Below are 13,171 nucleotides of genomic sequence, written 5' to 3' on the forward strand. Positions count from 1 at the left end.
AGTTATGACGACAGCGTATGAGAAAATTAATGAATTAATGGATCGAAAGAGAGTCATTGAACTAGGCGGTGGAGACGAACGAATAGATTCACAGCATAATAGAGGGAAATTAACTGCTAGAGAACGTGTTAATCTATTATTAGATGAAGATACTTTTGTCGAATTAAATCCCTTTATTAAACATCGTGCTACGAATTTTGGAATGGATAAAATGGATAGTCCAGGTGAAGGTGTTGTCACAGGTTACGGTAAAGTACATGGACGTTTAATTTATGTTTTTGCACAAGATTTTACAGTATTTGGTGGAGCATTAGGTGAAATGCACGCTTTAAAAATTGCGAAAGTTATGGACTTAGCAGCAAAAGTGGGTGCTCCGATTATAGGGTTAAATGATTCTGGTGGTGCAAGAATACAAGAAGGAGTAGTTTCTTTAGACGGTTACGGTCATGTATTTTATCGCAATTCGATTTATTCTGGTGTTATACCACAAATTTCTGTCATAATGGGACCGTGTGCAGGAGGGGCAGTCTATTCACCAGCAATTACTGATTTTGTATTTATGGTTGAAAAGACGAGCCAAATGTTTATTACTGGTCCAAAAGTAATCGAGACTATAACTGGGGAAAAAATTACATCTGAAAATCTAGGAGGAGCAAAAGTTCATTCTTCGATTAGCGGTGTAGCACATTTCACTGAAGAATCAGAACCAGAAATATTAGAACAGGTACGCAGATTAATCAGCTTCTTACCTCAAAATAATAACGAAAAACCAGAAGGTGTTCCTTTCTTTGAAAAAGATGATTGGAGAGAAGATCTAATTGACTTAGTTCCGATCGAATCTACGAAAGTTTATGATGTAAGAAAAGTGATTGAGCAAATTCTTGATAATGGAGATTTCATGGAAGTACAACCAAACTTTGCAAAGAACATCGTTATAGGGTTTGGTCGCATTGATGGACAAAGTGTAGGAATCATAGCAAATCAACCAAAAGTAATGGCTGGTGGTCTTGACATTAATTCTTCTGATAAACTTTCAAGATTTATCCGTTTCTGTGATTCATTTAATATTCCTTTAATTACATTTGAAGATGTTACCGGTTTCTTCCCAGGTGTAAACCAGGAGCATGGTGGAATTATTCGTCACGGAGCTAAAATTTTATATGCATATTCAGAAGCGACAGTTCCAAAAATTACAGTAATCTTAAGAAAAGCATATGGCGGGGCATACGTAGCAATGAATTCGAAAGCAATTGGTGCAGATGTAGTATACGCTTGGCCAAATGCAGAAATCGCCGTAATGGGACCAGAAGGAGCAGCAAATATTATCTTCGCAAAAGAAATTAATCAAAGTATCGATCCAATAGCAACTAGAGCTGAAAAAATTTCAGAATACAGAGAAATGTTTGCAAACCCATATGTTGCAGCTTCTCACGGCATGGTCGATGATGTTATTGATCCAAGAGAAACACGTAAAGTCTTAAAACAATCCTTAGAAATGTTAAGAACAAAAAGTGAAACACGACCTAAGAAAAAACATGGAAATATCCCGCTTTAAAAATTAAGTAATTGAGGAATAGTTTAGTAATGGAAATCAACCTCACTAAACTTGAGAATGGCTAGATAAATTAAAAGATTAGTATATCTAATCAGGTTATAATGTCAATCGTATATTAGGTGAATCTTATTGATAATATAATTCGGTTTTTATAATCTAATAATAATTTTAAATGGTAATATATTGGAGCGGTTTTATAAAATCAACAAACTCTAGTAATTGCTTATTCTTAAGAAGTTAAAAATATTTAAGAGCTAATTTTTAGAAAAACAAGTTCAAACGATCATTATACTAAATTGATGTTTGACTTAATTTAAATATAAACTGATTAACAACTGTTATGCTACTCTAAGTAAAGGATATTAAATTAGGTTTTTAGTGTAACCATTTTTTGGTTGTATAAGTTGATTGGAATGGAGGGGTGCTCGACTCCTATGGGATAAGCGGGAAGGCTGAGACCCCGCAGGCTTGCCGAGGAGGCTCAGATCTCGCCCCATGGAAAGCGAGCACACCGTAGTGGAAATCAACATCACTCTATTTCCTTTACGAAAATTTGGTAATGTAATTGGCAAGGTGTTTTTCAACAGAATGACTAGATATACTTTAAGATTAGTATATCTAGTTTTTTTGTGAGAAAATGTTAAAAATTACAATTTAACAAATTAACCAGTCTATTGACAAATAAAAATATTTATGTTATAATAATATATTTTAGTGTTGACTCGGTGAGCTGTAATCAGTACGATAGTACTTGGAAATGATTATACAATATAGTTCGGGAGTGATTTTATGATTGGTAAAAGTAAGATCCAAATGTTAAGCGTTACGATGAATACAAATGGTATGACGAATACAATTCATCCAACACTAATTTGGGATGAAGAAGAAGTGGTATTAATTGATACAGGTTATCCAGGACAATTAAACGAATTTCAAAATTGCTTTGAAACTCTTGGAGTACCTTTTGAAAAACTGAATAAAATACTGATTACTCATCAAGATATTGATCATATTGGAAGTCTTTCTGTGATCGTAGAAGAGTCTACTAACAAAATTGAAGTCTATGCGAGTGTAATAGAAAAACCTTATATTCAAGGCGAGAAGTTACTGATTAAAATCACCTCAGAAAAAATTGCAAAAGCTGTAGCGTCCTTACCAGCGGATGCAACAGATGAATTTCGAAAAGCATTTAAAAACAGATTAGAAAACCCACCAAAAGGTAAAGTTAACCATATTGTTACCCCTGGAAATGATTTGGCAATTTGTGGTGGTATAACTGTTATTGACACTGCTGGACATACACCAGGTCATATAAGTTTTTATCATCAGGAGTCAAAAACATTAGTTGCAGGAGATGCATTAATGATTGAAAACGGCCAATTAAACCCTTCAAATCCACAATACACATATGATATTGAACAATCGATCAAATCACTTGAGGCTTTATTGTCATTTGATATTGAAAAAGTGATTTGTTATCATGGTGGATTATTTGAGGGGAATGTAAAAGAAAGATTAAGTGAAATCATTCGATAAAAATAGTAAAAAATCGTTTTTGGAGGCAAAAAAATGAGCAACAAGAATTATCAAGAATTAATAAAAGATCGTGTATTTTTCGGTGGGGCAGATGACGTTAAAGACATGATGGAAAACGAAAATGCCGATATTGTTTTTGATCTAAGAGTAAAAAATTATGAGGTTGACCCTCAAATTAACCGTGTACATAGTCCGATTGTTGATGATAAAAAAGAACAAGCAGAAACACTTAAAAGTGCGATTGACCATGTAGTAGAAGCTTATCAAAATGATCAAAAAGTGTATTTCCATTGTGGTGGTGGTAATACTCGCGCAGGTATAGTGGCAATTGGAGCATTAATTGCACTAAACAAAGCTGAAACAATTGAAGAAGCTGAAGAAATAGCTAGATCAATACGTCCAACAATTAAATCGAATCCTGATATGAAGGAATCGTTAAAAAAGATATTTCCTAATGCTTAAATAAAAATAAAAAAACGCTAATTATACAAATTCGTTTTGTATCATTTAGCGTTTTTTATTAAGAAATACCATTTAAATGATCTTTTACACACTTTATGAATTCATTTTTGTCACTTGTATTTTCTTTCGAAATGGGAGATATTACCCAAAAGTCTTGATAAATATAATCTGTTTCTTTAATTGGGATTATTTTTAATTCGCCACTTAATATTTCAGGTAAATATCTTAAAGTTGTATTATGGACAAAAGTAAATACACGTCCTTCCTTAATAATTTCAATAAGTGTCATCGTACGATTTGATTTAAGAACGACCTCATTTTTAAATTTCTTAGCTAATTGTAGAAAATTTTTATTAGAAAATGTATACATGACAACTTTTTGATAAAGTAAATCTTCAGCTGTAACATAATCTAATTCATATAAAGGAGAATTTTTGCCTACTATAATGCACACATTTCCTTTACTTAAGAATTCGAAATTAATATTATTTTCTTTTTCTAATTCGGCTTTTGAAGATACTACTAACGCTAAGTCATAGTCCTCTTTTGCTAAATTATTAAGAATCTGAGGTGTACCTTGCTCAATTAATTCAATCGTAGCGACATTGTTATTTTCAGAGTATTTTTTTAACACTTCGTGAATTGTATAAGTAAAAGTAGGTGCACATGCAATTTTCATATGTTTGACTCTAGATTCCTTAAAATCCGAAAGCTGTTCTTTCAATTCTTTTAAATTATTTAAAATTTCAATTGACCTAGTTAATACTAACTCTCCCTCAAATGTTAAGGTAATTCCGCCTCTAGAACGATTAAATATATTTATTTCTAATTCTCTTTCAAGTTGACTAATGGCTTGACTAACCCCAGAAGGAGAAATATGCAATTTTTTCGCTGCCCTTGAAATCGACTTCTCATTTGCGATACTTACAACATACTCTAGTTGTTCAAAGTTCATATTAACCTCCTAATATAAAAACTAACTTATCATACCAATAGTTTAATATATTTAAGTGCTTTACATTGTTAAGTATTACTTAACAATAGCTTAACATATCTGAAATATAATTTCTTCCTTAAACGATGTAAAATACTACTTAATTCCATATAATTTTATAGGATTAATAAGGATTAGGAAATGAAATATCAGTAACTGAATCTAGTTATTGTTGAAAGTTGGGAATAAAAATGTATACTAACAATGAGTTTAATCACCACGAAAATAAAACATTTATTTTTGTTGAAAATACTCTTTTCGTATCTGGAATATGTACTATTTTAATACATCATAATCTAGATGCTAGAAAAATAGATTTCCATGAAATAAATTCAAGCAATTTAAATGAATCATTTTTTATTTCTCATGTGAAAAATGAAGAGATGGAAGCAAAATCTCAGCTTTTAAAGTTAATTAATCAGAACATTAATATAGTCATCATTAAAAATAATATAGATTATAATGAAATTGCGAGTTTGATGAAAATTGGGGTAAATGGAATTTGCTTAACTGACATTGATGAACAATATTTACTTCATATTGTAAGACAAATTCAAAATGGTCAATTCTTCTTAGATTCCCGATTAACAAATTTAATCATCAAAGAAAATACACGATTGCTTGAGAATGGAAAGAAAAAGAAAGAACTAGATTATGAAGCTATGAATAATCTTTTAACAAAAAGAGAAATTGAAATTTTACAACTTTTAGCTCAAGGATATTCCAATATTCAAATCGGAGCTGAATTATTTATTTCGAGTAAAACTGTTAAAAATCATGTTTCAAATATAATCCAAAAATTACAGGTATCTGATCGATTAAATGCTGTGATTTTTGCATTAAAAAATAATTGGATTTCGTTTGATTAAAAAAAATTACAATAATCTTATACATTAAAAGATCAGTGTCACGCTGTTGAAAAACACTCTAGTCAATTATAATTATCAAATTTTTGTAAAAGGAGTAGAGTGATGTTGATTTCCATTACAATATGCTCGCTCTAAAATTTAAAAAACAATTACGATCGTTTGTAGGTAAAATTAAAATTATTGAAACACTTTAACCTTTAAATCGTTAATAAATATAAAAAAATGAATTTTAACATCAATTCTATTCCATTAAATTTTGTTTTCCCTATAGACTGTTTAATTATTCAAAACTCTGACACTAATCTTTTACATAAAAGGATTAGTGTTTTTTTAGTTTAAAGTGCTTCAATAATGTCTTTAGGAAATAATTCCTTTTCGAATTAATTCACCAACAGCATAAGAGCGATTATTGGCACCGAGTTTTTTTATTGCAGAATATATATATTGCTTTACTGTAAGTTCACTAATATTCATGGAATCTGCCATTTCATTTGTGCTTTCACCCCAAGCAATTATTCGTTTCATTACCTCTAATTCTCTTTGCTTAAAATGATTAAATCATACTCTCCAGTTGTATTTTCTAAAAATTTACAAATTAATTTACCATAGTATGTAAATGAAGAGAGTAGTGTATCATCTATTTTCAGATTTTCTTTAAATTCAGTTGAACAAATATAACCAACTTCCTCATGAGGTGTTCATGAGGAAGTAAGAGAGGAAAAAGAAGAAATATGATTCCTCATGAGGTGTTCATGAGGAAGTAAGAAAGGAAAAAGATGAGAAATGCTTACTCATGAGAAAGTAGAAACGCAAAAAGATGTAAATAGCTTACAAATAAATGGTTAGAGTGGAAATATAATAGAGCCCTCCAATTATTGAAAATCATTTAATGTAAGTTGAATTAATCCACAAATTCAGAGTAAAAATAGTATAATGATATGTATTTAAATTTCATTAATAGTATAAATATTCAATTTGCTATTTGTTAGAGTTAAAAAAGGGGAGAGTTTGAATTTGTCTGCATCAAAAAAATCGATCTTTAAAGGGACCTCATTTACAAATTTTTGGGTCTCTCGAATGTTTACTTCGACTTCATTTCAGATGCTATCGGTAGCAATTGGATGGCAAATGTATGATTTGACACATGACGCGTTTAGTCTAGGTCTAGTAGGTTTAGCACAATTTATTCCAATGGTCTTACTTACTTTAGTAGTTGGTCAAGTTGCTGACAGAGTGGATCGTCGGAAAATTGTTTTCATATGCCAAATGGTAGAAGCTTTAATAGCAGGTCTACTTTTATATGGTAATTTTGCAAATTGGCTTAGTAGAGAGGAAATATTAATTGCTGCTTTTATACTCGGTGCATGCCGATCATTTGAAGGACCTGCTTCTTCGGCGTTATTACCTCAAGTTGTGCCAAAGTCTATTTTACAACAAGCTATTTCTTGGAGTACATCGGCAGGTCAAACAGCACAAATACTTGGGCCGTCTCTTGGTGGTGTATTATTTTCAGTAGGACCAGCATACGTGTATGCAACGTCAGCAATTGCTTTATTACTTTCATCAATCTTAACAATTTTTATAAAATTAGATAGTGAATTTATCCGTAATCAAGAGCCAGTATCTTTACGTACAATGCTTATGGGGTTAGAATTTGTCTATAAACACCCAATCATTTTAGGAACTATATCACTTGATCTATTTGCCGTTTTACTTGGAGGAGCTACAGCACTTTTACCAATTTATGCGCAAGATATTTTACATACAGAAGCTTGGGGCTTAGGTCTGATGCGTACTGCACCAGCTGTTGGAGCATTAATAATGTCTCTAATTTTAGCTTATTTCCCACTTAAAAGATCTTTTGGTCCGATACTATTTGCAGCGTTAGGTATTTTTGGATTGGCAACAATGCTATTTGCAATTTCAACAAACTTAGTCATCTCGTTAATTGCATTATTTATAATCGGAGCTTCAGATGTGGTCAGCGTAGTAATACGTTCTTCGCTTGTTCAGCTTCAGACACCGGATGATATGAGAGGCAGAGTAAATGCTGTAAATTCGTTATTTATTGGAACTTCGAATCAGCTTGGAGAATTTGAATCTGGAACAATGGCTGGATTAATTGGTGCCGTACCAGCTGTATTTGTAGGAGGACTTGGAACGATACTAGTTGCAGGACTTTGGATGTATTTATTCCCTTCACTTAGAAGAATTAATTCTCTTTCTGGAGATAAAACAGAAAAAGCAGGATAATTTGTTAAAGGAGGATTTATGGAAAATACTAAAAAATCATTTGAAACGATTGATGAATATATTTCACAATTTCAGCCAGATGTTCAGGAAAAATTACAAGCTTTGAGGAAGAGTGTAAAAGAAGTTGTACCAAATGCGGTTGAAAGAATTAGTTACCAGATGCCTACATTTGCACTAAATAAAAATTTAGTACATTTTGCTGCATTTAAAAATCATATTGGATTTTACCCTGGGGCAAGTGGGATTGCAGCATTTAAAGAAGAATTATCCGTTTATAAAGGCGCTAAAGGATCTGTACAATTTCCAATAAACGACCCACTTCCATTTGAATTGATAAAAAAGATTGTAAAGTATAGGGAACTTGAGGATATTAAAAAAGCTGAAGAAAAATTAAAAAAGAAAAAATAAATTCATAACCTCTGAAGCTAATTTTAGCTTTGGAGGTTTTTTAGTAAAAAGGCCGAAATCATTTTGTTCAAATTTTTTCCAGTAATAACTAACTTTATCCGTTATACTAAACATCCGGTAAGGGTGTTTAGTTGTGAGTAGTTCAATGATGACAATTCGATAATCTATTTATCAATTTTAGCGCTGATCGCAAAATTGTATAGACTATATTCAATTTTTATTATTGAAAGACATTTAGAGAAGTAGAAGGATCGATTGAAGGTGAAAAGGCTAAGGGAGCTATTTGGTGGGAAGTTTTAAACAATAAATAGTGAAATAAAGGAAAAAACTCTGATAGACAGAGTTTTTTCTTTTTATTTACCAAAATTTCCAGCGAATTGCATTACAACTGCTTTAACTTCTTCAAGTTTATCAGGCTTTAATAAAGTAATCATCTTAGGAACAAATTGTTGAACTTCTTCTAATGAAAAAGTACCTTCATCTTGTTTTCTGAAGTTTTCTAAAAGAATTTCCCTTGCTTCATCTTCTTTACCTTCTTGAACTCTTTGTAAAATGAAATTTAAAAACATTTCTTGACCTTGCTTGTCCATTCTTGTTGCCTCCTATAAATAATTTATACAACCATAAGGTGTTATTTAAATTATAACACCTTATGGTTGTATGTCAATTTTATTTTTCAGTGAATCATTCTTCGTTATTTATTAGCCATTTTATAAAAATTTATTATCTATTTTTGAAGATTAATCCTATTAAGGGCTTTATGTTATTTAAAAGAATATTAATTAATTGAAAAATGCTATAATTTTTATGGAAGATGATGGAACCTATGTCAAATAGGAGTCTTTTAAAATTATAGAAAAGTTTATAAAAAAAGGTGGTAATCGCAATTAATAAGAAAAAAATAGCCGTATCTTTTAGTGGGAAAGATTCAACTTTGGCACTGCATGATCTTTTGCATTCTGATGAATTTGAAGTAGTCGTACTTATTGCATCAGTTACTGAAGGATACAATCGTACGAGCATTCATGGAGTTAGAGTTGAATTATTGGAGGCACAAGCAAATTCAATCGGTCTACCATTAAAGAAAATTTGGATTCCGGAAAATTGTTCTAATCAAAAATATCAAGAAATTATGACGAAGGTTAATTTAGAGCTAAAGGAACAAGGGATTGAAAATATTGCATTTGGAGATTTATTTCTTGAAGACATACGAAAGTATCGAGAGGAAATGCTTAAACCATTAGGTATTAATCCAATTTTTCCTTTATGGGGTGAAGGTACGACAAATGTGATTGAACGCTTTATTTCCTTAGGGTATAAAACAATTATTACATGTGTTGATTTAACTAGATTAGCAGAAGAATTTTCTGGTAAAGAAATAGATTATCATTTAATCAAAGAACTTCCAAAAGAGGTTGATCCTTGTGGTGAGAATGGAGAATACCACTCATTTGTATTTGATGGTCCTATTTTTAATCATCCTATTCGGTTTGGCATCGGAGAAAAGAAGCTTACTGCTGATTTTTATACAGGAGAAACTAGATTTTGTTATACAGATTTAGTTCTTGTTTAAGTTTGTTTTAACATCGAGAATGTTGATAAAATATAAGTTTTAAAATAGCCTGTTTTTTTGAAACAGTCTATTTTTGGGGTTTTAATAACGAACTAAAAATAACATTGAAATTGTTCAGACTTACTGTTTTTTTATATTTGCTCCCCAAGGCGGTGCTGCTCCTGCATCCATCATAATATTTTGTTTCGTTAATCCGACTTTCTTAGCATAATCATCTAACATTTCATAAACGGTTAACCGATGAAAAGAACCATTGGTAAAACGTGGTTCATTTCTTCTTTTTGGATCCACAATCGATAGTGACACCGAGTCTTTAGCCATATGATCATTGAATTCATTTATTGGTACACTAAAGTCGATCTGTTCATTATATCCGTTTGCTACAGTGATTACAGTAACCTCTCCCATTTGCTTCTTCGGAAAAAGAGGATCCTTTTCCACTGTTACATTTATTTTTGCAATGCCATTTGAATCTGTTAATACAGTACCTAAAACTTTACCTAATGAATTGATGACAATAATTCTTGCGCCTTTAATAGGTTGACCAGCTTCTCCTGATTGGTCGGCTGTTGGGCCTACTTGAACTGTAAGTGTTGCAGAAACTTCATCAAACTTTTCTGCCAGTGTTAACTGCGAAGAACATAAAAAAATGAATGTGCTCAAAATAGTAGTAATACATATTTTTTTCATCTATTCACACCTTGTGTTAATTTTTACTGTTTAGTTTAAGTTAAAATATTTAAAAGTATACTTTTAATAAATCGAAGTTATATAACTATGAAGTTGATATATAAGGAGTGGTGCCAAATGATAACGAACTTATACTTAGTAAGACATGCGCATTCAACTTATACTCCTGATGAATTGGGCCGACCATTATCCAAAAAAGGATTTTCTGATGCAAATATGGTTACTAAACTACTATTAAAAGAAAAGATTGACTACGTAATTTCAAGTCCATATAAACGTGCAATTCAAACAGTTGAAGAGATAGCCAAATCATTAAAATTAGACATTATTATAGAAGGGAATTTTAAAGAGCGACTCCTATCAATTGAGCCTGTTGAGGATTTTGAAAAAGTAATAAGAGAAGTTTGGATGGACTTTAAGCGTTCGCTAAATGGGGGAGAGTCAAATTATATCGCCCAAAAAAGAGGAATAGAAGCAATAAACAAATTATTAGTAAATTATTCTGGTAAAAACATTGTTATTGGTACACATGGCAATTTAATGGTCCTAATTATGAATTATTTTGATCAAAAATATGATTTCAATTTTTGGGATGAACTTGCTATGCCGGATATTTATAAATTATCCTTTGAAGGTGAATCATTAGTTGAAGTGAAAAGAATATGGAATTAATTTTAGTACACTTCTAATATTTTTATTAGTGATACTGAATGTAAATAAGGTGAGAAAGAGTTTAATAATCGATATTTCTATTTGGTATTCTACTAAAAAATGCATTATTTGAATAAGGTGAATGAAGTTGACGATTCTTTATTTTTCAGGAAATTAACGAATCGTATAATAAGAGATGATATAATATTTCTAAGTTTGTTCCATTGTTAAGTGGATGGGAATTTATGAAAGAAAAACACAAGTGAGGATCACGCATGTTAGAATTTAATGGAAAACACAATAATGGAAAAATACTACTTGATTATGTTGATACAAATGTTATTACTCGATTAAAAACAATCTTGGATACTGAATGCTTTGCAAATTCAAACATTGTTGTCATGCCAGACTGCCATATATCTAGTGGAGGCGTCATGGTAGGTTTTACGATGACGTTGAATGATTTTATTATTCCTTCGATCGTCGGTGTAGATATTGGATGTGGAGTTAGTGCATACCATCTAGGGCGTATGAAATCAATTAAGAGTGAAAAGCTTGATAAGTTCATCCGAAAAAATATCCCGATTGGTTCAAATATTCATGAGGAACCAGTAATTGAACCGGTAGAGATTGCAGAAGCGATTGAGAGACTTAATCTGAACTATATGTATGTAATGAACAGTATTGCAACGCTAGGTTCCGGAAATCATTTTATAGAAATTGATAAAGATGAAAATAATCATTTTTGGCTTGTAATCCACACAGGTTCAAGAAATTTTGGATTTGAAATTGCAAAACATCATATGAATGTCGCTAAAGAAAATATGAAACAATTATTCGGAGAAAATTATAAAGGATTCGAATATTTATCTAAACAGGAAGACAAAGATGCATATTTAAGAGATCTATCAATTGCACAACATTTCGCCTCGTTAAATAGAGAAACGATTGCTAAAATCATCATTGAAAAATATTTTAAACTCGATTATGATTCGATTAAAAAAATAGAATCGGTACATAATTATATCGACCTTCAAAACAATATTCTAAGAAAAGGCGCAATTTCAGCCAGTGAGGGTGAAGAAATAATCATCCCATTTAATATGGCATATGGATGTGTTGTAGGAAAAGGCAAAAGCTCAAGTGACTACAATTATTCAGCACCACACGGAGCAGGTCGAATAATGAGCCGAACAGACGCAGTCTATAAAGTCGACTTAGATGTTTATCAAAAAGCAATGAAGGGCGTATATACAACCTCTGTTAACAAACATACAGTCGATGAATCACCAATGGTATATAAAAAGCCTAAATTAATATTAGAAAATATTACTGAACAGATTGAAATCGATTTCTTCATGAAACCGGTGTATAATCTTAAAGCTGATAAATAACCTCTCTATTTAAGAGGTTATTTTAATTTTTATTATTCCAATCTATATAACTTATATTTTAGTAATTAAAAATGAAAAATGGATTTAAAATTGGTTATAATAAGTATTTTTAATTAATCGTCATAATTTAATCCAATTTTAAAATGAAAATATTCTCCAAATAAGTTCTTTCTCCCTATTAACAGTATAAAATTATATAAATTTACTTATTTTGACACTAAATTTACATAATGGGGGATTACTATGCTGAATAAGATTAAAAGGTTCTTAGTAGTACTTCTCATTTTTGTTCTATATCTTGGATTGTCGTTGTTAATAGGAAATTTTCTTTGGAGATTAGTAGTTGATTCGATTAGATAAGTGGATAAAATAATAAAGGGTTTTGGTACTCCTCCTTTGAATATAATTCATAAAGGAGAGTGGATTAAATTTGGTGAAAATTTGTTTTATTATTGGTGCAGTATTTATACTTATTTCTGGAATACTCATAGGTGCGTTTCAAGCACCAGAACAACAAAGAGTAGTGAAGGATGATTTTTTTAAGTTAGGGCATTTAAATAAAGATCAATTCTCCATCTGGTCAGGAGTTATAGGCATTTTTTTTATTTGTATTGGAGGACTAGTTTACTATATTAGATAATTTTTTACTATCTAAATTCAAGCATAACTCAAATAGTTTAATAGCTTTGAACACAATCTACATTTTTGTCGATTTTTTTTATTGTGATTATTTCAAAGTAGGTCAATATGATTATTAGTAAGGGCATAAATTAAATGAAGTAGAAA

General features: G+C 30.9%; 14 protein-coding genes. 10 read left to right on the top strand and 4 right to left on the bottom strand.

The genetic code is table 11. The features are described 5' to 3' along the window. The first annotated feature begins 4 nt into the window (after nt 1-4). From COI44_RS17625 to COI44_RS17635, 3 genes are all read left to right on the top strand, one after another. Nucleotides 5-1,555: an acyl-CoA carboxylase subunit beta gene (locus tag COI44_RS17625; RefSeq protein ID WP_098429096.1), complete on the top strand. Its 1,551-nt coding sequence runs from the start codon at nt 5-7 to the stop codon at nt 1,553-1,555. A 789-nt stretch (nt 1,556-2,344) separates the two neighbouring features. Beyond that, on the top strand, nt 2,345-3,091 hold the full coding sequence (locus COI44_RS17630; protein ID WP_098429097.1) for an MBL fold metallo-hydrolase: 747 nt from the start codon (nt 2,345-2,347) through the stop codon (nt 3,089-3,091). Nucleotides 3,092-3,124: 33 nt separating this feature from the next. Continuing rightward, on the top strand, nt 3,125-3,553 hold the full coding sequence (locus COI44_RS17635) for a protein-tyrosine phosphatase family protein (RefSeq protein ID WP_098429098.1): 429 nt from the start codon (nt 3,125-3,127) through the stop codon (nt 3,551-3,553). A 58-nt stretch (nt 3,554-3,611) separates the two neighbouring features. Here COI44_RS17635 and COI44_RS17640 read toward each other — a convergent pair whose 3' ends face one another. After that, nucleotides 3,612-4,508: a LysR family transcriptional regulator gene (locus tag COI44_RS17640; RefSeq protein WP_098429099.1), complete on the bottom strand. Its 897-nt coding sequence runs from the start codon at nt 4,506-4,508 to the stop codon at nt 3,612-3,614. Between the two features lie 230 nt (nt 4,509-4,738). On the opposite strand from COI44_RS17640, the gene COI44_RS24390 reads away from it, so the two are divergent. Then, a complete protein-coding gene (locus tag COI44_RS24390) occupies nt 4,739-5,416 on the top strand; it encodes a response regulator transcription factor (protein ID WP_098429100.1) in 678 nt (225 codons plus the stop codon). A 357-nt stretch (nt 5,417-5,773) separates the two neighbouring features. On the opposite strand, the gene COI44_RS24685 is transcribed toward COI44_RS24390, so the two are convergent. After that, a complete protein-coding gene (locus COI44_RS24685; RefSeq protein ID WP_286163972.1) occupies nt 5,774-5,941 on the bottom strand; it encodes a helix-turn-helix transcriptional regulator in 168 nt (55 codons plus the stop codon). Between the two features lie 489 nt (nt 5,942-6,430). Here COI44_RS24685 and COI44_RS17655 point away from each other — a divergent pair, with 489 nt between their 5' ends. Both COI44_RS17655 and COI44_RS17660 read left to right on the top strand, forming a co-directional pair. Then, nucleotides 6,431-7,669: an MFS transporter gene (locus COI44_RS17655; RefSeq protein ID WP_218926929.1), complete on the top strand. Its 1,239-nt coding sequence runs from the start codon at nt 6,431-6,433 to the stop codon at nt 7,667-7,669. Between the two features lie 18 nt (nt 7,670-7,687). Further along, complete coding sequence (locus COI44_RS17660) at nt 7,688-8,077, top strand: iron chaperone (RefSeq protein WP_098429102.1); 390 nt, start codon at nt 7,688-7,690, stop codon at nt 8,075-8,077. 353 nt (nt 8,078-8,430) lie between these two features. Here the strand turns inward: COI44_RS17660 and COI44_RS17665 are convergent, their stop codons facing one another. Beyond that, nucleotides 8,431-8,667, bottom strand: coding sequence for a hypothetical protein (locus COI44_RS17665; RefSeq protein ID WP_069032177.1), 237 nt, complete (start codon nt 8,665-8,667; stop codon nt 8,431-8,433). Between the two features lie 284 nt (nt 8,668-8,951). Between COI44_RS17665 and COI44_RS17670 the strand changes: the two genes are divergently transcribed. Continuing rightward, a complete protein-coding gene (locus tag COI44_RS17670; RefSeq protein ID WP_098429103.1) occupies nt 8,952-9,650 on the top strand; it encodes a Dph6-related ATP pyrophosphatase in 699 nt (232 codons plus the stop codon). Between the two features lie 120 nt (nt 9,651-9,770). Here COI44_RS17670 and COI44_RS17675 read toward each other — a convergent pair whose 3' ends face one another. Further along, entirely contained in the window at nt 9,771-10,340 is a 570-nt protein-coding gene (locus tag COI44_RS17675; RefSeq protein WP_098429104.1) for a hypothetical protein, read from the bottom strand. A gap of 117 nt (nt 10,341-10,457) precedes the next feature. Between COI44_RS17675 and COI44_RS17680 the strand changes: the two genes are divergently transcribed. From COI44_RS17680 to COI44_RS17690, 3 genes are all read left to right on the top strand, one after another. Next, complete coding sequence (locus COI44_RS17680; protein ID WP_098429105.1) at nt 10,458-11,012, top strand: histidine phosphatase family protein; 555 nt, start codon at nt 10,458-10,460, stop codon at nt 11,010-11,012. A 254-nt stretch (nt 11,013-11,266) separates the two neighbouring features. Further along, nucleotides 11,267-12,385, top strand: a complete 1,119-nt coding sequence (locus COI44_RS17685) for an RtcB family protein (protein ID WP_098429106.1) — start codon at nt 11,267-11,269, stop codon at nt 12,383-12,385. A 430-nt stretch (nt 12,386-12,815) separates the two neighbouring features. After that, nucleotides 12,816-13,025 carry a hypothetical protein gene (locus COI44_RS17690; RefSeq protein WP_098429107.1) on the top strand — a complete coding sequence of 70 codons (210 nt, stop codon included), beginning with the start codon at nt 12,816-12,818 and terminating at the stop codon, nt 13,023-13,025. Nucleotides 13,026-13,171 lie beyond the last annotated feature (146 nt).

Origin of the sequence: Bacillus sp. AFS088145 (assembly GCF_002564465.1) — a bacterium.
GTDB lineage: Bacteria > Bacillota > Bacilli > Bacillales > Bacillaceae_G > Gottfriedia.